This is a genomic window from Maridesulfovibrio sp., from assembly GCF_963678865.1.
GTDB lineage: Bacteria > Desulfobacterota > Desulfovibrionia > Desulfovibrionales > Desulfovibrionaceae > Maridesulfovibrio.
In genome coordinates this window covers 2,164,820-2,185,577 of the sequence record NZ_OY787459.1, presented here as the reverse complement: position 1 = coordinate 2,185,577, position 20,758 = coordinate 2,164,820, and the positions used below count along the sequence as shown (strand labels likewise).

Here is a 20,758-nt window from a genome sequence, read left to right as displayed (position 1 = left end):
GCAGTTGGAGCATACATGGCAACGTTTACTTATACAGCGATCAAAGAAGGTAAACAGCTTTCCGGTGAACTGGAAGCTGTAGACGCCTCTGCTGTGCAGCGTGAACTTGCCGGGCAGGGCGCGAAAGTGCTTCGTGTGGAACTCAAGGACAGCTCGCCGGGAGAAGTGCAGCGTGCAAGTTCCGGAAGTCAGTCAATTTTCGGCGGCAGGATCAGCTATAAGCAGGTTACTTCTTTTACCCGTCAGTTTGCCTCCTTGCTGGGGTCCAGCCTTCCGCTTGTCCGGGCCTTATCCTTTTTGCAGGACCAGAACGCGGGCACCATGCTTGGTGATGTCATCAGGACTATAAATTCCCGCGTCCGCGAAGGTATGCCCTTGTCGCGGGCTTTATCCGAATTCCCTAAATATTTTGATACCCTTTACATTTCTCTGGTGGCGGCCGGAGAAGCCGGGGGTATGCTGGATCAGGCCATGGACAGACTGGCCTTTATGCGTGAAGCGCAGGAGGATTTACGCTCCAAAGTTACCGGGGCCATGATCTATCCGGTGATTATGCTTGTAGCCATGGTCGGGGCGATAATTACCATGATGCTGCTCGTGGTTCCCCGGTTCGCCCAGATGTTTTCCAGTATGGGACAGAAACTGCCTGTTGCAACCCGTATACTCATTAGTATTTCGGATGTTCTGCAACAGACATGGTGGCTGCTGCCCCTGACTCTGGCAATCGTCATTCCTGCCTGGAAAAAGATAGGTTCCACCACAGCCGGACGAATGCGTATTGACACAGGTAAGTTGCGTTTTCCGGCTTTGGGCCCTCTTGTCATTCAGGTCAGTATGGCCCGCTGGTGCCGTACTCTGGGGACATTGATCGGCTCCGGGGTTCCGCTTTTGTCCGCACTTCAGTCCAGTGCCGGGGTGACCGGGAACGTAGCTGTTTCAAAAGTTGTGGAAAAGGCGACAGCCGAGGTCCGGGAGGGCAGCAAGCTGGCGACCCCGCTCAAGGAGAGCGGTGTTATTCCGGCATACGTTACAGAAATGATTTCCATGGGCGAGGAGTCCGGGTCACTGGATACCATGCTGGGAAAAATTGCGGAACACTACGAACGCGAAGTGGACCAACTGGTCAAAAACCTAACCTCAATGCTTGAACCGGTCATGATTCTGGTCATGGGAGCAGTGGTCGGGTTTATTGTTATGGCAATCCTGCTGCCGGTATTTCAGATGCAGCTTATGGCTGGATGATCTATGAAAACTGTAATAGCCAGTAGGATGGAATGATTGGTGTAAGGAAAGTTAAGTTCATCGTTTTTGCTTTCATACTCGTTTTTGCTATACAGTTCCGTGTAGTTCCGTTGTTCTTTTAAGGTATACCTTTGAGTAATAAAGCTGTCTTGATTGCTAAATTGTTAAAGAGGATTCTATGCTGAAACGAATTATGTTGATTTTATCTGTTATTGTCTTGTTGTCCGGGTGTGCGAACAAGCAGAAGTTCAAGGATCAACTCAGGGAAGCCATACGCGAAGATCCGCAGATTGTACTCGATGCCTTGAATGAAAACAGTGTAGCCATGCTGGATATTCTCGACAAGGGTATAAAAGAGCGGGAAAAAGAGCAGCGCTTGAGCAAGTTTGAAGCGGAAATGCAAAATCCCCTGCAGCCCAAAATTACGGCTGGAAGAGTAATGCTCGGTAATGTTGATGCGCCTGTAACCATAGTTGAATATTCTGATTTTCTTTGCCCCTATTGCAGTAAGGGGGCAGGCGTAGTCAGCAAACTGGCAATTGAGCAGCCGGAAAAATACAGGATTATCTTCAAACATCTTCCTTTACATAAAAAATCCCGAGAACTTGCAATATTTTTTGAGGCCCTAGCCCGGTTGGATATGCAAAAGGCTTACAGATTTCATAATCTGGCCTTTGAGCGTCAGAGAGCTCTTTATGAGGATAAATCTGGGGTTGTGCTGAATAGCATTCTGGAAGAAATTAATATTGACCGTGCTCAACTACAAAAAAGTGTCAATTCTGCTCAAGTGCGTGAATATTTAATGGATGACTCACAAGAAGCCGGAAAATTTAAAATAAAGGGCACCCCTACATTTCTTGTTAATGGTGTGGCTATAAATGGCTACGTTCCTGCCGAGAGATTTGAAGAAACCGTGGACCTTATTCTGGAAAAAACAAACACAAGTGCAGCCGACGCTCAAGAAGGTGAAATTTGTGAAGATTGTTTGAATCAGAAGTAACGGGAAGTGCTGACGGCAGACGCCCGGCTTGGGCAAAACTATTTCAACTCTGTTACGCCTTAACGCTTCTTTTGTTATTATTCCTGTCTGCTTTAGTATAGCGAGGACTCGCTGTTAATTTAAAATTAATGTCGCTTTAACTGCAAGTTCAGTTGATATGAAGACGTCAATGTTATAGAAAGTACAGTCCTTTTGCCGGTTGGAATTGTATTCCCACCGGCAAAAGGACGTTCACTCTACCTGTCAGCCCGTTTGAGATACGGGTAAAAAGCTCATCCAACCTTGCCTTTCGAGTTTCTCGTGTTCCAGTTGTTCTCAAAGATGGGAATGCGGTTTTTTGCTACCCGCCTCTGCATGTCTTTTTGATTAAACGGATACAAATTTTTCTCGAGCGACACAAAGTGACCGGCGGTCATTTTTTTGTGGGTACGTTTGCAGGGCTCAAGACCGAGCAGGTTTGTGGGATGATTTTTGGGTGCCGATGTAAAATCTGTGAAATTTATTTCTGATTAACTTTTAACCACTTATGAGTATGAACAAATTAATTCCCGCCTATCTCGCAATTGCGTTTGTATGGTTCAGCTCCCATTTTGGTGGAGGATTTGCTTCCGGACGCCAGATTGTTGCTTTTTACCTGAACCACCAGTGGACCTCTCTGTTTATGCCTGCAGTATCAATGCTGATTATGGCTCTGAGTCTTTATTTTTCCATGCTGATTGCCGCCAAATATGAAGTGTATGATTACAGCCGCTGGTCTAAAAAATTATACGGTTCAGCATCCACTGTCATGGCCCCCTTGTTTGAAATTCTTTTCAACAGCCTGCTGGTTCTGGTTACGGCAGTGGCTTTCGCAACCGGGGGTTCGACAATAGCCAAGGCATTCGGTACTTCCTACATGCTGAACACAGTAGCTATTGCTGCGATTATCTTTGTGCTGACCATCTATGGTGCCGACCTTGTCCGCAAATCGGCAACTGTGGTTTCGATCATCCTGATTTCCTGCATTTTTATTATATATGTACCCAATATTGTGTATTATTTTCCGAAAATTCTGGCCAATTTTGCGGCTATTAAAAATGGTGAAATAGCTACAGGAAGCCCGAATACCCTGATGGATTCCCTGTGGTGGGCATTCAAGTATGGAGCTTTGCAGTGTTGTGCCATCGGGGCTTACATTGTTCACGTTCAGGCCTGCCCGGACAAAGCCAGTCTGAAGAAAGCGACAATAGTCGGATTCTTCATCAATACCTGTATCATGTACCTGACTTATTTTGGTATTCTTGCATTTGTTGATCAGGGTGTACTGAAGGAAGCAGTCCCTTCCCTTTTTGTCGTTATGCATGGTGTCGGCGGTAGCTGGATGACCGTGCTTATTTCCCTGTGTATTGTAATCGGGGCAGTTTCAACTGGTGTTGCGCTGGTGTACGGCACTACAAACCGTCTGGTGAATTATTTCGGTCGCAATATGACAGAGGAACAGAAAGAAAATAAACGTAAATTCCATTCCGTAATTGCTTCCGCTTTTCTTATCATCGCCTGCTGGGTTGTTGCACAGATGGGCCTTATTCCCCTGATCGGAAAAGGTTATGGAAATATCGGTTGGGTTTCTCTGCTGATTCTTACTCTGCCCGTTCTTCTGCGCGGATTCGGTTTATGGCGTTTTTCTGAAGATGTAGCTGAAAAAGTTACTACGGAGTAAAGCTATGAACAAAATTATTCCCGGCTATTTAGCTATTGCGCTGGTTTGGTTCAGTTCCCACTTCGGAGGCGGGTTTGCTTCCGGGCGCCAAATAGTGGCGTTCTATGCAAATCATCATTGGACATCCATATTCATGCCTGCCGTCTCGATGTTGATTATGGGCTGCTGCATGTATTTTTCAATGGTTATTGCAGCCAGGTTCAATACTTACGATTATAGTAACTGGTCTAAAAAAATGTATGGCGGAATCGGTTTTTTTGCTGTTCCGCTTTATGAAATTCTGGTCAATGCCATTCTTTTGCTTGCCACTTCGGTTGCTTTTGCCACCGGCGGAACCATCCTGACCAAACTTTTCGGTTCTTCCTACATGGTTAACACCTTTTGTATTGCAGCTATCATTTTTGTGTTTACCATTTATGGTTCCGAGTTGGTCCGTAAATCAGCTGTGGTCGTTTCTGTCATGTTGATTGCCAGCATGTTTGTGATTTATCTGCCCAATATAATCGAGTATTTCCCTAAAATCATCGAGAACATTGAAGCTATCAAGACCGGGAAGATTGCTGTCAGCGGCCCGGACACCTTCTGGGATGCGTTATGGTGGGGCGTAAAATACGGGACTCTGCATTGCGCCGCTATCGGTGCTTATATCGTTCATGCACAGGTTTGTCCGAATAAAACCTGCCTGCGCAAGGCCATTGTGATCGGTATTTTTATTAACTCCCTGATTATGTATCTGGCTTATTTCGGAATTATGGCTTTTGTTGATCAGGGAGTGCTCAAGGAAGCTGTTCCTGCTCTGTTCGTAGTAATGAACGGGGTTGGCGGACCGTGGATGACGACCCTGATCTCCCTCTGCATTGTTGTCGGTGCTGTTTCCACCGGGGTGGCCCTTGTGTTCGGAACGACCAACCGTCTTGTTACTCTGCTCGGGCGTAATCTCGATGAAGAAGAAAAATCCCGTAAGCAGAGGGTCCATGCCATGGGTTCCTCAATCGTGCTAGTTGCAATCTGCTGGATGGTAGCTCAATTCGGTCTTATACCGCTGATCGGAAAAGGGTACGGTTCAATGGGCTGGGTTACTTTATTGTTGATCACAATCCCTACTGTGTTGCGCGGTGTCGGATTGTGGCGTTTTTCTGAGGATGTAACAGACAAGGAGTTCTGTGTTGACAAAGCTAGTTAATGATATGCGGCGTGTGCTTCCCGCCGCTCAGATTTATGATCATCCAGCTCTTGTTTCCACTTATGCCGTGGATGCAAGTTATTTTGAACCCAAGGCCAAACTTGTTGTGGATGTCCGTAGCATTGATGAAGTCCTTGGTGTGCTCAGGGTATGTTCTGAAAACAACATGGGTGTGACTTTTCGTGGTGCCGGAACAGCGGTAAGCGGTCAGGCCTGTGGTGAGGGCGTTCTTGTCCGGTTGATGGGTCCTGAATGGAAGCGGCTCGAAGTTCTTGATGGCGGAAAGCTGTTTTGGTCCGGAAGCAGTGTGATCGGTGTGGAAGTCAACATGGCCCTTGGTCCATATCAGCGCAAGATGGCTGCAGACCCGGCCTCCATAACCTCTGCGACAATGGGTGGCATTATTGCCGATAACTCTGCGGGTATGTGCTGCATGGTTGAAGAGAACAGCTACCATGCTGTCAAGGGAATGCGCCTTGTGCTTGCAGACGGTACTTATCTGGACACTACTGACAAGAATAGTGTTTCTGCATTCCGCGAATCGCATGCCGGACTGCTTGATGAGCTTCGCGTCCTGCGTGAAAAGGTTATTGCCGATAGGGATGTGGTGGAGCGTATCAGGCGTAAGTATTCCATCAAGAATACCATCGGTTACACTGTGAATTCTTTTGTCGATCATGAAGATCCGGTTGAAATTCTGATGCACCTGATGGTCGGATCGGAAGGAACGCTGGGGTTTATTCACGAAGTTCTCATGGAAACCATTCCCACTCCCCCTAAGCGTGCTGTCGGGCTGATGTTTTTCCCTTCGCTGAATGTTGCTACAGATATCGTCATCGCCATGAAGGATAGCTGTAAAATTGATGCAGCAGAAGTCTTGGATTTTAATTCCCTCACCGCCATGCAGAATCTCAAAGGCATTCCTGATGTGATGAAGAATCTGCAGGATGGTGCATGTGCCATGCTCATTGAAACCAAGGGTTGGGATGCCGAAGGAGTTCAAAAGAATGTTGATGAAATTCTGGAAGTAATGAGCCGTTTTCCAGCTCTTTCCGATCAGAGTTTTACAACTGACGAAAACGAGTGCGAGAAATTGTGGAACATTCGGCGTGCTCTTTTCCCGGCTATCGCCAACTTTCGTGAGCCTGATGAATATGTGCTTACCGAAGACATTAATATTCCGGTTGCCCGCCTTGCTGAGGGGTGTGAAGCTTTTCAGGAATTGTTTGAGCGTTACGGATACGCTGCCGGAATTATGGGGCATGCTTTTCATGGCAACCTGCATTTTTCCATTCCGGTTAAAATTGCTGATGCCGGGGAAGTGGATAAGCTGCACCATTTTATGATTGATTTGGTGGATCTAATTACCGAGAAATTTGACGGTTCCCTGAAGGCAGAGCACGGAACAGGCCGGGCCATGGCTCCTTTTGTGCGCAAAGAGTGGGGTGACTTTCTGTATGAAGTGATGTGCCGGGTGAAGCAACTTTTTGATCCCCGGAATATCCTTAATCCCGGCGTATTGATAAGCGAGGATGCTTCGGCTCATATTGACGGACTCAAGAGTCCGGTAGCTACCCATCCTGATGTTGATCTTTGCGTGGAATGCGGGTTTTGTGAACAGATTTGTCCTTCCCGCAACATAGGTCTAACCCCCCGCCAGCGGATCAGCCTCTCAAGGGCGATAACCAAGTTGCGCGCCGAAGGTGATGAGGAAACTGCAGCCGAATGGGAGAAAGTTTTCCGGCAATACGGAGAGCAGCTCTGCGCAACTGACGGACTTTGCCGTACCCGCTGTCCTCTGGGGGTAGATGTCGCTAATATGGTGCGTGAAGTTCGTGGCCGTAATGCTTCCGAAAATGTTCTTAAGCTGGCTGATTATGTGTCCGGTCACATGGAAGGGGTCCTGCACAAGGCTTCCATGGCTTTAAGCTGCATGTCTCTGGTTCAGCGAATTATCGGGGATTCCAATATGGGACGCATGGCCGGAGCGACCCGCTCGATTTCCGGTAACCGTATACCCATGTGGAATAAAGCTATGCCCAAAGGCGGCAGCAAAAGGCCCGCTGTATCAACTTCTCATAATGGCGTGCAGAAGGTTGTTTATTTCCCTTCATGTGCGGTCCGTACCATGGGAGCGTCCAAAGGTGATGATTCAGACCCGCTTATGGATGTGACCGTAAGACTGTTGCAAAGGGCAGGGCTTGAAGTCTTGTTTCCCGAGTCAATGGACAGTCTTTGTTGCGGAAAGGCTTTTGAAACCAAAGGGCTGATGCAGCAGGCAGATGATCTTTCCGCTAAATTAAGTGCGGCTTTACTTAAGGCCAGTAATGACGGCGAATATACTGTGCTTTGCGATACCAGCCCCTGCCTGGCACGCATGAAAAAAACTTTGGATAAACGGCTTGTGCTAATGGATCCCATTGAGTTTGCCACGAAGAACCTGCTCAGCCGTTTGGAGTTTAAAAAGTTACCCAGAACTGTAGCTCTTCACCCAACTTGTTCCACCCGCACAATGGGATTGGAGGACTCCTTCCGGGAACTGGCAGACAGATGCGCGGAAGCGGTCGTTGTCCCTAAAGGGATAGGTTGCTGTGGTTTTTCCGGCGATAAGGGGTTTCATAAACCGGAGCTGAATGCTTCTGCTCTGGAGGGTTTAAAAAACCAGATTGCTGACTGTGATGAAGGATACAGTGTCTCCCGTACCTGTGAGATCGGTTTAACTCTTCATGGCGGAAAGAATTACAGGAATATCCTGTATCTTGTGGAGGAGGCCACCCGTTAGAGTGGTTTGCGTTAAATAGCTTGTAATTTCAACGCCCCGGAACTTGATGTCCGGGGCGTTTTTTTAGTGATCAAGAACTTGGCTTTAATTGACTTCAGAAAGAAGGTTGGTCAAATTTAGTACTGAAGCAAAAGGTCCGTACCGTTGTCTGCCCATCAGTGGGAGTGGCATATTTCATAACCAGAGGGCATGGAAAGATTAGATTGCATGCAATTTTTTTATTGCATGCAATAAAAGTGTGCAATTGCAGTCATTTTTTATTTCGCTGCAAACTGCTTTTAAGTTAAAGTTTATCTTTCCAGCTAGTTACGTGGATACAGGTCGGCGTTGGTTTATGGCACACCTTATGCTACTAGGGCCGCATGCAAAGAATAACTACCACATGTCCATATTGCGGTGCGGGCTGTTCCCTCTCTTTGGAGGTGGAGAATGAACGCATCGTCAGTGTCTCTCCGGGGCCGGAACCTTCTGTAAACCAGGGGGCTTTGTGTTCCAAGGGGCGTTTCGGTTTTGATTTTGTCCACCACCGTGATCGCCTTACCTCCCCGCTGCTGCGCAGGAATGGTGAACTGGTTCCGGCTTCATGGGAAGAAGCGCTTGCTCTGGTGGCAGAGCGTTTAAGCTCCATTGCGGTCGAGTACGGCCCGGAGGCTGTAGGCGGCTTCAGCAGTGCCCGCTGTACCAATGAAGAAAATTATCTGTTCCAGAAACTTTTTCGCGCAGGGCTCGGCAGTAATAATATCGACCATTGCGCTCGCCTCTGACACGCTCCCACTGTGGCCGGACTGGCTACTTCACTTGGCAGCGGATCCATGACCAATTCCATTCGCGAACTTTGGGATATGGGGTCGGGGGACTGTATCTGTGCTATCGGCACCAACACCACAGAGTGCCATCCCATCATTGGTCTCGGTATGCTGGAGGCCAGACGGAACGGTGCCGGACTGGTTGTTATTGATCCCAGAGAAATCGATCTTGCCCGTCAGGCTGATGTCTGGCTCCGGTTGCGTCCGGGGACGGATACACCTTTGCTTTCATCCATAGCCAAAGTCATTTTGGATGATGGGTTGGCTGATATTGAATCCGTACTTGCCTCCACCGAAGATTTTGAATCCTTGCGCGAAGGTTTGCAGCCTTATGACCCTGAAACCGTGGCAGGAATTGCCGGGGTTCCTGCCGATGACATACGCAAGGCGGCAAGGCTTATTGCCGGAGCTGTCAATACGTCTTTCTATTATACCATGGGCGTGACCCAGCATACAACAGGGACTAACAATGTTCTTGCAGTCTCCAATCTCGCACTGCTTACCGGGAATATAGGGCGGCCCAAGACCGGGGTTAATCCTTTACGCGGTCAGAATAATGTACAGGGGGCATGCGATATGGGAGCCTTGCCTAATGTGCTGACCGGGTACCGTCCGGTGACCGATGATTCCGTCCGTGAATCTTTTGAGTCCGCATGGAATGTGAAATTGCCTGCCGATCCGGGCTTGACCATCCCTAAAATGTTGCATGCAGTTGAAGAGGACCGCCTAAAAGCACTTTTCGTCTTCGGTGAAAATCCCATGCGCAGTGACCCGGATATTACCCACGTAGAACATTGCCTGAAGCATGTCGATTTTCTGGTAGTGCAGGATCTTTTTATGACTGAGACGGCTGCTCTGGCTGATGTGGTCCTGCCCGGAGCCAGTTTTGCTGAAAAAGACGGTACTTTCACCAGCACTGAACGGCGTGTTCAGCGTGTACGGCGTGCTGTTGATCCTATTGGAGAAAGCCGTGCGGACTGGGTTATTCTGGCAGACCTGCTGGCCCGTATGGGCCGTACGGAACGTTACGCAAACGCTTCCGATGTTTTTGATGAAATGCGCAGGCTCACTCCAACCCATGCCGGGATCAGTTATGACCGTCTGGAGTCCGGGGGTATCCAGTGGCCCTGCCCGGACGAATCACATCCCGGTACTCCTGTTCTGCATGTGGGAGGCTGCATGCGCGGCCCCGGAAAGTTTGTACCTCTCGTTCACCGCGAGCCTGCGGAATTGCCGGATGCTGAGTATCCGCTGACTTTGACCACGGGCCGGGTTGTGGCCCATTATCATACAGGCACCATGACCAGACGTTGTTTCGGTCTGGATGGTACATGGCCGGAAGAACTCGTGGAAATACACCCGGATGATGCTGAAAAGTACGGCATTGTCGACGGCGAGCTTGCGCAGGTCAGTTCCCGCAGGGGAACGGTCAAGGCTCGGGCCTGGGTTACCCGCCGGGTGCGCCGGGGGCTGGTTTTCATGACTTTTCATTTCTCTGAAAGCCCCGGCAATGTGCTGACCATTTCAGAAGGCGATCCTGTTACCGGGACTCCGCAACTGAAAGTCTGTGCCGTTTCAATCCGTAAATTTAAGGAGTCAGTAGATGCGCAGGCTCCTGTATCAATAAAGGAAGAAATACCATGTCATCTCAGTTAACACCTTTTATACTTGCCAGCGCAGCCAAATGTGTCGGTTGCCGGGCCTGTGAACTGGCTTGTGCCGCCGCTCACCTGCAAGGCGGCGTCTCCGTGGGGAGCCTGAACGGTTCCCTTGCACCCCGGCTTTACCTGATCCGGGCCGAGAATATTTGTGTCCCGGTGGGCTGCCGTCATTGTGAGGATGCCCCCTGTGCCGCAGTCTGTCCCAACGGGGCTATTCAGCGTACCGATTCAGGTGTGCTGGTGGATGAAGGCCGTTGCGTAGGTTGTAAGACCTGTCTTGCGGCTTGTCCCTTTGGTGCCATGGAGATGACCATGATCTGGAAAGAGGGCCTTCCGGTCCTGCGCCGGGTTGTCGATCCCTTGAACCAGGACTCATACATTGAGGAACCGGCCCTGTTGGCCAGCAAGTGCGATCTTTGCCATGAGCGGCCTCAAGGTCCGGCTTGTGTGGAGGCCTGCCCAAAGGATGCAATTACTCTGGTGGACCCTGTGAAAATTAAAAAACGTCGTAAAATAGAAGCCGCACTGGCTCTTGCCGGGGTCGGAACCCGGGCAGGGGAGGAACTGTAATGACAACCGTTTCCCAAGTCGTATCCATAGATTCTCAAGTCTGTACCGGGTGCCGCCGCTGCGCCGAAGTCTGTCCGGTGGATGCCATTGTCGGCATTGACGGCGAACCCCAGAGTATTGACACTTCCCGTTGCGTTGTCTGCGGTCAGTGTGTGTTGACCTGTTCTGCTTTTGTTTCTCCCTTTGATGATGCTGCGGAGAATCTTCCGGCCATGCGCCGTGAACGCGGTCTGGCTGAAAATGATCTCGCGCCGCTGTTTGCCGCACATTTTCGTAATGACACAAAACGTGTAGCGGAACTTCTTGCCGATCCGTCTCTAAAATCCATGGTCCAGTGTGCCCCGGCAGTACGTACCTCCATTGCCGAGGAATATGGTCTTGCGCCGGGAACACTGACTCCGGGCAAGCTTGCCGCCTCCCTGCGCCGCCTCGGCTTTGATGCTGTTTACGATACCATTTTTGCGGCGGATGTGACCATTATGGAAGAGTCTTCGGAACTGTTGGAGCGCATCAAATCCGACGGTCCCCTGCCGATGTTCACTTCCTGCTGCCCCGGCTGGGTGCGCTACGTGGAAACTGCATGGCCCGATTTGACCGACCATCTTTCAAGCTGCAAATCTCCGCAGCAGATGGCGGGAGCTCTTTTCAAAACCTATGGTGCTGAAATTGCGGGAGTCGGCCCTGAGTCCATCGCCAGTGTCGCTGTAATGCCCTGTACGGCCAAAAAACACGAAGCCGCGCGTCCCGAAATGCAGGACAGCGGGCAGCCCGATGTGGATGCCGTGCTGACTGTGACCGAACTGGCGGCCATGCTGAAAGAGAGAAATATCAATCTTCCTGAGATGCCTGAAGAAGATTTTGATGTTCCCATGGGACTTTACACCGGTGCGGGAGTTATTTTCGGGGCTTCCGGCGGGGTCATGGAAGCGGCTTTGCGCACGGCAATCGCTGTTACCGGCGGAGATGATGTCTGTGAGAGCGGGGTGGTTTTTTCCCCGGCAGGTGAAGGTGTTCGCAGAGCTACCATAGACGTAGCTGGAAGGACCCTCCGTGCGGTTATTGTTTCCGGTTTGGCCAATGCGGCGCCTCTGCTTGAGGATGTGCGTGCCGGAAACGCCGATTTTGATTTTATGGAAGTAATGTGCTGTCCCGGTGGTTGTGTTGCCGGGGGAGGCCAGCCCAAGCTGCTCCCCGGTGTAGACCTTACCGATGCTATTGCCCGACGTCGTGGAAGTCTGCATCGTCATGACAGGGAACTTCCGGTGCGCGCTTCACATAAAAATGAGTCCGTGGTGGACCTGTATGAAAAGTTTCTGGGCAAACCTCTGGGCCACCGTTCGCATGAGCTGTTGCATACACACTATGGAACCGATTGCGGGAGACATTAATCATGAATACTTTTGTGCTGGCTGTTCCCTCCCGTTGTATCGGTTGCCGGGCCTGTGAAATTGCCTGTGTGGATGCCCATATGGAATTTGATATGGGCCGGGCCATGGAAAAGGGCCAGCCTTTCAGCCCTCGTATTTCCGTTGTCCGCGAGTCCGGGGTTACCGCTCCTGTCCAATGCCGCCAGTGTGAGGATGCCCCTTGCGCTGCGGCTTGCCCCGTGGGGGCTATATCCTTTGACGGTCAGGCTGTGGTTGTTGACGCTGAACTCTGTTTCGGGTGCAAGGGATGTCTCGCCGCCTGTCCGCTGGGTGCCATGCAGGTTGGTATCATCAATGCCGGGCATGAAGCCCCGGTGGCCCACAAATGTGATTTATGCTCCGGACACCGTGAACAGCCGGCCTGTGTTTCAGTGTGTCCGGCGGGTGCCTTGAGTGTCTTTTCCACTGAGGCTTTGCATAAGTTATCTTCCGCAAAGCGGTTGAAAAATGCGTGTCAGGTGGGTTTTGCAAATAACTAGGAAAATGATTCGCTGATGACTGCACAGAATGCCATATACCGGACCGTAGTCGAGGACCAGACGGAGCTTATCCGCCGTTTCCGGCCCGATGGGCGGCTGACTTTTGTGAACAGCGCATTTTGCCGTTTTTACGGCAAGAGTTCTGAAACACTTCTCGCATCCCGTTTTCAGGATTTTCTGGATTCGGAAGAACGTGATGAGATTGTCAGTCAGGTATACTCTCTTACTCCTGAGAACCCGGAGGTCGTTACCGAGCCCAGCTATCGTGATGATGACGGGCAGATTCATTATGTGCAGTTCGTCACCAGAGCTATTTTTGATGAACAGGGCAATGCTGTTGAATATCAATCTGTGGGCCGTGATGTAACGGCACAACGGCAGGCAGAGGCGACTCTGGCAGAGGCCCGTTCTGCCATGGAGAGAGCCAGCAGGGTGACTACTTTTGCTGTTATCGGCGGCGGTATTGCTCACGAGATCAACCAGCCGTTGAATGCCATACGACTTCTCTCCGCATCGGCGTTGTTGCTGGAGGACCGGTCAGAGTCGCCCAACAAGGAAGTTGTGCGCATATTGCAGAAAATATCAGGACAGGTGGACCGTATTGATTCCATCGTAAATCATCTGCGTGAGCATCTGCGCTGCAACCAGACGGTAACCGGTGAATTGTGCTACCTAGGTGAAGCCGTGGATTCCTCCCTTTCCCTGCTCAGAGCCCAGATGACAGCAAGAGGCATTGCTCTGGAGTTGGCTGTCGATTCGGAAGCCGGACCTGTTGCCGGAACCGGCATCCGGTTTGAGGAATTAATCATGAACCTTGTGGCCAATGCCATGCAGGCTTTGGAAGGAAGTGGCGTTAAGCAGAAGACTATCTCCATCAGGGTGGAAGCTCAGGGGAAGAAATCCGTTGAGCTTAGCGTTGCTGATAATGGTCCGGGGTTTGACCCGAAGTTGGCTGAAGAACTTTTCGAACCGTTTTTCTCTACCAAATCTCCGGGAACATCCATGGGGCTAGGGCTGTCCATTGTGCGCACCATAGTGCAGGCAGCAGGAGGTTCCATAGTTGCGGAAAACCGTCCGGAGGGTGGGGCTTTGATGCGGGCCACTTTTCCTGCAGCTGATCCAGAGAGGGTGTAAATGCGAATTCTGCTTGTTGATGACGACGCGGATACCCGTGAATCCCTTGCCGAATATATGACCCTGCTCGGGCATGCGGTCACTCCATGCGCAGATGCGGTTTCCGCGCTTAATCTTTTCCGCAGCCATGATTTCGAAATGGTTCTTTCGGATATCCAGATGCCGGGTAAATCCGGGATAGAGCTGGTGCGCGACATCAAAGGACTTCCCGGCTTATGTCCGGCGGATGTGGTCCTTTATACCGGGCATGCCGACCTTGAACTTGCCATCGGTGCCTTGCGGGCCGGGGCCTACGACTATTTGACCAAGCCCATTAATCTCGAGGAGTTGAAGTCGGTTATGGCTCGTGTGGCTGAGCATCAGGCCCTGCTGCATGAAAATGAAAGGCTGACCGATCATTTCGAGGAAGTTGTGGCAGAGGCGACAAATGGTGTGCGGGCTGAACTCTCCCAATTGCGTGAACAGCTTGCCAGACAGGCCGGACTTGATAATGTGGGTATTTTTTCCGAATCCATGTGGGAGATTGTCAATCAGGCCCGGTGTTATCACCAAGACCGCGACCTGCCCGTGCTCATTCAGGGGGAAACCGGTGTCGGCAAGGATATTGTAGCCAAGCTTATCCATTACGGTGAGGATAATTCCCTTGCAACGCGTCCTTTTGTGGACATTAACTGCGCGGCTCTGCCAGCCAATCTTTTTGAAAGTGAATTGTTCGGCTATGAGGCCGGGGCTTTTACCGGCGGGGCTACCCGTGGAGCGAGAGGCAAGATTGATCTGGCTATGGGCGGGACGCTTTTTCTGGACGAAATCGGTGAAATCCCGGTGGGGCTGCAGGCCAAACTGTTGCGCGTAATTGAAGACAAAAGTTTTTACCGCGTAGGCGGGTTGAGCAAAATAAAAATCGACATACGTATCATCGCCGCGACCAATCTCGACCTGACCGAGCGCATCGAGCAGGGGCTGTTTCGTAGTGATCTCTACTACCGTCTGCGGGTGGGCAGTATCATGGTTCCACCTCTGCGTAAGCGTCGTGACGGTATCATCCCGCTGGCATTACTTTTTTTGAGGGCTTTTTCAGAGAAGCGGGGCAAGTCTTTCAAAGAAATCAGCCCCGAAGCTGCCGAGGTTCTGCTGGAACATGCGTGGTCCGGCAACGTGCGTGAACTTAAAAATGCCATGGAATGGATTTCGGTTATGCATGATTCTCCCGTTCTTCTCCCTGATCATCTGTCCGGTTATCTGGCCGGTATGATGCTCAGCACACCGTTGCGGGAAAAAGTTCCGCCAGCAAGCAAAACAGAACATCAAAAACGGTCCCGGCCTACTGAAGAAGACATAAACAGCGCTCTAGCCGCAACTGGCGGTAATAAAACCAGAGCAGCAGCACAACTGGGGATTTCTATCCGCATGCTTTATTACAGGTTGGCGGCTAGAGAAAAGAGCGGGAAAAAATAGAATCGGAGAAGATTTCCGTCATACGTGGCTGCCGAAATATAATATGCTTACCACATTAGCGCTCAGCCACATGGCTACTGCGTAGTGAAGGTTGTTGGTCAGTATAGACCATGGCGATAACTGGTAGCGACTGCTCATTACCAGGCCTACTGCAGATAGCGGACTGCTGCCCGCAGCTACGGCCCAGGTTGTCAGAAACAGAAAAGCAAGTTGGGAGTTGTCGGGATTCAGGGGCAGCAGCAGAGGACTGACAATGGATATCCCCACCAGCGGATGTACACCGATAAACCCCAGCGCTATGAGCAGGGCTGAGACCATTGCAAATAATGAATGACTGAATGTTGTCCCGGAAAAATTGAACAGTTCCGGATAGACCCGCATGAATGAGGATATACCGATTGAGAAAATGCCTGCTGTGAGAAAAAGGACAAACTGGCTGACCGTGGACGTTATGCGGCAGGATATGAAATCGTGCAGATAATGAAGTCTCGGTTTATCGCGCATTAACAGAATGGCAGCAGGCGGGGTGATTATGCAGATGAGCAGGATCATGCCCAGATCAGGAAAGTAATGATGACTGATGATTACCGCTATTGCGAGTAAAAACGGTACACTCAGACTCTCCAAGCGTACCGGGTAGCCGGTAAATTCAATCTTGCGGACAAATCCGACCTCTATGATGGAGTAAGCTATTGAAATGGCGGTAAGAATGATTCCCGGCAGTAGTATGCGCTGAAACTCCATTTGCGGGGCGTAAGTAAGAGCAACCCCTGCCGAAAGAAAAAAAGGAGACCACCATGCCGCAGCACAGAAGGAGCGGGCAAGGATAATTGCCTGTGCTTTGCTTAAAGTGTTATTGCGTTTCAGCCGATCCCCGAAAACAAACAGGATAGACAGATTGATAACCGCGCCGAGCAGATTGGTCCCGACCGATGTGGTCAGCATGGCCCTTTTGCCTTTCGGCAGATTTAGGTCCTGAGCGTCAGGGGTAGTCAATCCCAGAAATGATACGGCTATGAACATCGGCAGCAGTTGCAGATTCTGGGTAAGTATTTTCTGCCAGCCCACAAAGACCCCGTTCCATGCTGAAAAGAGCAGCGCGATGCTCCCTATGCCCAGAAGAAGGGAAGCCTGCCTGCGTGAACCGGAGGGGAGTCTGTTCCACTCTACGATTACTACCAGCCATGCCAGAAGCGCAACAATGAGGATCAGAGATGCCGTGAGCTTGCTGGCAATAAAAAGAAACAAAGTGCTGAGAATGATCCATCCAGTGTATCGTTGCAGAGTGGTAAGCATAAATTTTGAATCTGTTATCTTTTAATGTAATGCCAAAAGCTCCTGAATACTGGTAAACAGTATTCGAGGAGCTTTTAGCCTTTTATTGCGAAAGTTTAAAGTTAGTTCTTACGGGCAACGCATTTAATTTCAACGAGACCGCCAAGCGGCAGGGCTGCAACTTGAATAGCTGCCCGGGCCGGTTTGTGGTCTCCCATGAAGTCGGCATAGATTTCGTTAAGTGTTTTGAATTCGCCCATATCTACAAGAAAAACATCTACGCTGATGATGTCGGTTACAGAACATCCGGCTTCCGCGAGAATTGCTCCGAGGTTTGCCACAGCCTGCTTTGCCTGTGCACTGAATCCTTCAGCAAGAGTCATTGTTTCCGGGTTCAGTCCCAGTTGCCCGCTTACGTAAAGAACGTTGTCATGGGCAACTGCCTGAGAATATGGTCCAACCGCAGCGGGAGCGTTTTCTGTAGCTATGAAATCAAGGTTACTCATTTTTTTTGTTCTCCATTTTTAGGTTTCAAGATGTGATATTTTAGGCTGTGCCGGAGGGTTGCCTGTCCAGCAAACGCAGGATTACAGCATCAACCGCGGCAAAGCCTATACCGGAGAGTTCTCCGACTGCAGTTGTGTTGCCGGTGAAATCGGGACCTATGATACCCTGCTGGGAGGTCATCGGCTTACCTTTTGTTGCCAGCAGCATTCCCTGATAAGCTTCTCCGGCGGCTGTTCCCACCTTCAGGGCACATGTCCCTTTGGCTCCGTCGCAGATCATTCCGAGTACGGAAGAAAGCACGAAGGCAGAGGCCTGTTCTGCCTGAGCTGGCGTTCCCTGGGCAAGTCTGGTAAGGGCCGCTGCTGCACCGGCTCCGGCTGCAATGGAACATCCGCATACCGGAGTAAGGCGGCCTGTTTTAGCCTTCACCGCTCCGGTAACCAGATGTGAAAGGGCTAAAGCTTCAGCAAGCTCCCGATCACTTCTTTTCCAGAATCTGGCAGCAAGAGCAGGAGGAATAATGGCGGTCAGACCATGGTTGCCGCTTCCTGCACTGCTCATCACAGGCCACTGACCTCCATCCATACGAACATCGGCTGCTGCTGCAGACCACGCTCTGATCATCAGGCCGAGATCTTCCTGTTGCATGTTTTCAGCGGTGACATAACCGGAGCCGAGTCCCCACGGTTTGGACAAACCTTTTTCAGCTACTTCCATGTTCATTGTAGCCCCTTTGAGCAGGAAGGCTTCGTCCTCAGGGCTTATGCTTCCGGCAAGCTCCCAAAGCTGGGCGAAATCCATATGTATGAGTTCATTAAGGTAAGCGGGAAGCCGACCGGAACCGGATTCGCATTCCTGTCCCTCAAACACAGTCTGTTTGTTGCGGATGATTTCAACAAGATTGTCGTGTGTGTGGGCGACAACCGCAGTTACACTTTCACCCTGCCTGATCAGCTCAACTTCCACATAGACATTGGGGGTATCCTGTAGAACTTCCTGAGTCAGGCTGCCCGCCTTAAGCATTTCAGTGGCTTTTGAAATGCATTTCTCATCGATGTTTTCAAGGGATTGCAGTCCCTTTTCATGATCACCACCGATAGCTCCGAGGGCCGCAGCCAGCAGGTTTCCTTTGAGACCCGGTGTCCCCGGTATTCCTACCGACTGTCCGTTCTTATAGATGTTGGCCGACAGACGTAAGTGGATGTGCTTCGGCGGTCCGGCCAGGTAGCTTGCTCCGGCACTGGCGGCAAAAGCCACTGCGCCGGGTTCGGTACATCCCAGAGCCGGTTTCACTTCATTATTAAAGAAAGCGTGCAGGTCCATATTTTTCCTTTCAGTATGTGCGGATAATTTTCATGTCCGCAGCCGGTTATTGTGTGAATTTCTCTTTTTGTGATTTTTTACTATCAAAATTGATGCCAAGCTTTGTCTTTTTACAATTAGGTACGTATTGTGCAAAGAGAATGATAAAATTAACCGCGTTCGGCGTAAAATGCGCCGGCATAATAAAAGGAGTTAACAAAAATGAGTGAAGCTAAACTGCGCGAAGAGCTTTATGCCGCCAATGAGAACAGAGCTATCATCTATAAGCTGATCTTTGATGCCATGGTTGAAGAATTTGGCCTTGAGAAGGCTAAAGAAGTAATGAAAAAAGGTATTTATAAAAGAGGTGAGCAGATCGGCGAGAACTTTAAGCAGTTTTCTCCCTGTGATTTCAAAGGGCTGCGCGATGCTTTCCTCGGCGTTATCCCCGATGATTCAAAGATGTTTGCTCCCACTGTTACCCGTTGTGATGACGGTGGGCTTGATATCGAGTTTGATAATTGTCCCTTGAAGAACGCATGGCGTGACATGGGGCTCTCTGATGAAGAGTGTGCTACTCTTTGCGAAGTTGCCGGAATAATTGACTTTGGTACCTTTGAAGGCGCTGGTTTCGATTTTCAGATGACTGCTCTTCCTGAAGGCAGCAAGGATAAGTGTTATCTCAAGATTCGTGAAAAAAAATAGTTAAGATCTATTATTCATTATTAAGGAGCAGGGATGAGAAATTCCCTGCTCCTTTTTTTGGGCCTGAAAATTCTCATGAATGATGCGAAATTCGCAAGTTGGATGATAATTCTCAATTTTGGATGCGAAAATTACAATTTCGCAATTTCTGGTGGGTTTTATTTTGGGTGAGGTTGGCGAAGATTTGTTTTTTTGTAGAAGAATTCAATGTGGGATAGAGGGTTTTCGAGGTAATTTCCATAATATGTAAAAAATAACTATAGAAGAGGTTCGTTGTGGCATGTTGTTTGCTCTTTTTTGATAAAGCCCCGGAAGGGGGGTCAGGCGGAATTAATAAAAACAGCAAATATAAGCTCAACCTGTAAAAAAAATCCCGGAGGGACCGATGAAAATGAAAAATCTTATTTTGGGACTTGTTGCCATGGTCAGCATGTTGATGGCCTCATCTGCATTTGCAGAAAAAAACATTATGTTGGGCTATTCGTTACCTCTGACAGGTAGCCACGCTCAGTATGGTGAAGTTTTTCGTAACTCTGCCAAGCTCCAGCTGGATAAATTTAATAAATCAGGAAAGCTTAAAGGGACAAAAGTTGAAATCGTCTATGAAGATTCCAAGTCCGACCCTAAGGAAGCAATTAACATTGCCCGCAAGTTTGTAGATAACGAACAGATCGTAGGGGTTTTGGGCGATTTTACTTCCACAGTATCCATGGCTGCAGGCCGTGTTTACGGTATGGAAGGAATGCCGCAGCTTTCTCAGACTGCATCCCACCCTGATTTTACCAAAGTTGGCAACTGTCAGTTCCGTAATATTACCACTCAGGCATACGAAGGTCCTTTCGTAGCCAAATGGGCAGAAGGACTTGGTTTCAAGAAATTCGCAATTATCGCCATTCAGAATGACTGGGGTATTTCAGCTGCTGAGAATTTTGAAAAAGGTATCAAAGAGCTTGGCGGAGAAATTACCGCTATTGAGTATTTCAACCCCGGAAACCGCGATTTTCGCTCCATCCTGACTAAAATCAGCCGCGGTAAGCCTGAGGCTGTCTATCTTTGTATGATGTATGAAGAAGGTGCCATGGTTTTACAGCAGAAAAAACAGCTCGGAATTAAAACTCCTATTTTCGGCACCTCCTCCCTTTATTCTCCCAAGCTGATCGAACTGGCTGGTGATTCCGCAGACGGTCTTCTGCTTTCCAGCACTTTTATGTGTGACAGCCCCGAGCCTAACGTTGTTGAATTTGTCAGTGGTTACAAGAAAAATTACGAATCAGAACCAAACATGTTCGCTGCACAGGCCTATGATGCTGTGGGCATTATGCTTGATGCCATTGCCAAAGTCGGCCCCGGCGTAACCCGTTCCAGCCTTCGTGACGCTCTGGCCCAGACAAAGGATTACCCCGGCGTTACCGGCTCCACAACATTTGATCCTGAAACCCGTGAGCCTGTTAAGGGACTGGCCCGCCTTAAAGTCGAAAACGGTTCTTTTGTTCTCGTAAAATAAAACAGATTAATCTCAGTTACTATAGGC

16 protein-coding genes are annotated in these 20,758 nt (G+C 49.7%); 13 read left to right on the top strand and 3 right to left on the bottom strand.

The genetic code is table 11. The features are described 5' to 3' along the window. Window positions 1-15: 15 nt before the first annotated feature. From ACKU41_RS10025 to ACKU41_RS09975, 11 genes are all read left to right on the top strand, one after another. Window positions 16-1,242, top strand: a complete 1,227-nt coding sequence (locus ACKU41_RS10025) for a type II secretion system F family protein (RefSeq protein ID WP_321400480.1) — start codon at window positions 16-18, stop codon at window positions 1,240-1,242. A gap of 178 nt (window positions 1,243-1,420) precedes the next feature. Next, window positions 1,421-2,242 carry a thioredoxin domain-containing protein gene (locus tag ACKU41_RS10020; protein ID WP_319777144.1) on the top strand — a complete coding sequence of 274 codons (822 nt, stop codon included), beginning with the start codon at window positions 1,421-1,423 and terminating at the stop codon, window positions 2,240-2,242. A 532-nt stretch (window positions 2,243-2,774) separates the two neighbouring features. Next, window positions 2,775-3,941, top strand: coding sequence for a hypothetical protein (locus ACKU41_RS10015; protein ID WP_321400475.1), 1,167 nt, complete (start codon window positions 2,775-2,777; stop codon window positions 3,939-3,941). A gap of 4 nt (window positions 3,942-3,945) precedes the next feature. Beyond that, window positions 3,946-5,124 carry a hypothetical protein gene (locus tag ACKU41_RS10010; protein ID WP_321400473.1) on the top strand — a complete coding sequence of 393 codons (1,179 nt, stop codon included), beginning with the start codon at window positions 3,946-3,948 and terminating at the stop codon, window positions 5,122-5,124. Continuing rightward, window positions 5,108-7,906, top strand: a complete 2,799-nt coding sequence (locus ACKU41_RS10005) for an FAD-binding and (Fe-S)-binding domain-containing protein (protein WP_321400472.1) — start codon at window positions 5,108-5,110, stop codon at window positions 7,904-7,906. The genes ACKU41_RS10010 and ACKU41_RS10005 overlap by 17 nt, the downstream gene beginning before the upstream one ends. A 362-nt stretch (window positions 7,907-8,268) precedes the next feature. Further along, window positions 8,269-10,368, top strand: coding sequence for a formate dehydrogenase subunit alpha (gene fdhF, locus ACKU41_RS10000; RefSeq protein ID WP_321405239.1), 2,100 nt, complete (start codon window positions 8,269-8,271; stop codon window positions 10,366-10,368). Further along, window positions 10,353-10,943, top strand: a complete 591-nt coding sequence (locus tag ACKU41_RS09995; RefSeq protein ID WP_319777135.1) for a 4Fe-4S dicluster domain-containing protein — start codon at window positions 10,353-10,355, stop codon at window positions 10,941-10,943. The genes fdhF and ACKU41_RS09995 overlap by 16 nt, the downstream gene beginning before the upstream one ends. Then, entirely contained in the window at window positions 10,943-12,331 is a 1,389-nt protein-coding gene (locus ACKU41_RS09990) for a [Fe-Fe] hydrogenase large subunit C-terminal domain-containing protein (protein WP_321405238.1), read from the top strand. Before ACKU41_RS09995 ends, ACKU41_RS09990 begins: the two co-directional genes overlap by 1 nt. 2 nt (window positions 12,332-12,333) lie before the next feature. Next, window positions 12,334-12,849, top strand: a complete 516-nt coding sequence (locus tag ACKU41_RS09985) for a 4Fe-4S dicluster domain-containing protein (RefSeq protein ID WP_319777131.1) — start codon at window positions 12,334-12,336, stop codon at window positions 12,847-12,849. A 15-nt stretch (window positions 12,850-12,864) separates the two neighbouring features. Further along, complete coding sequence (locus ACKU41_RS09980; protein ID WP_321405237.1) at window positions 12,865-13,983, top strand: ATP-binding protein; 1,119 nt, start codon at window positions 12,865-12,867, stop codon at window positions 13,981-13,983. Continuing rightward, window positions 13,984-15,438 (top strand): sigma-54 dependent transcriptional regulator, encoded by a 1,455-nt coding sequence (locus tag ACKU41_RS09975; protein ID WP_321405236.1) that lies wholly within the window; start codon window positions 13,984-13,986, stop codon window positions 15,436-15,438. A gap of 18 nt (window positions 15,439-15,456) precedes the next feature. Here ACKU41_RS09975 and ACKU41_RS09970 read toward each other — a convergent pair whose 3' ends face one another. The 3 genes from ACKU41_RS09970 to ACKU41_RS09960 form a co-directional block, all read right to left on the bottom strand. Continuing rightward, entirely contained in the window at window positions 15,457-16,734 is a 1,278-nt protein-coding gene (locus ACKU41_RS09970; protein ID WP_321405235.1) for a hypothetical protein, read from the bottom strand. Window positions 16,735-16,835: 101 nt separating this feature from the next. Continuing rightward, on the bottom strand, window positions 16,836-17,219 hold the full coding sequence (locus ACKU41_RS09965; protein WP_321405234.1) for a Rid family detoxifying hydrolase: 384 nt from the start codon (window positions 17,217-17,219) through the stop codon (window positions 16,836-16,838). 40 nt (window positions 17,220-17,259) lie between these two features. After that, window positions 17,260-18,543, bottom strand: a complete 1,284-nt coding sequence (locus ACKU41_RS09960; RefSeq protein ID WP_321405233.1) for an L-serine ammonia-lyase, iron-sulfur-dependent, subunit alpha — start codon at window positions 18,541-18,543, stop codon at window positions 17,260-17,262. A gap of 201 nt (window positions 18,544-18,744) precedes the next feature. Between ACKU41_RS09960 and ACKU41_RS09955 the strand changes: the two genes are divergently transcribed. Together ACKU41_RS09955 and ACKU41_RS09950 are read left to right on the top strand one after the other, a co-directional pair. Next, window positions 18,745-19,227 carry an L-2-amino-thiazoline-4-carboxylic acid hydrolase gene (locus ACKU41_RS09955; RefSeq protein WP_319777119.1) on the top strand — a complete coding sequence of 161 codons (483 nt, stop codon included), beginning with the start codon at window positions 18,745-18,747 and terminating at the stop codon, window positions 19,225-19,227. Between the two features lie 385 nt (window positions 19,228-19,612). After that, on the top strand, window positions 19,613-20,731 hold the full coding sequence (locus tag ACKU41_RS09950; protein ID WP_321405232.1) for an ABC transporter substrate-binding protein: 1,119 nt from the start codon (window positions 19,613-19,615) through the stop codon (window positions 20,729-20,731). The last annotated feature ends 27 nt before the right edge of the window (window positions 20,732-20,758 follow it).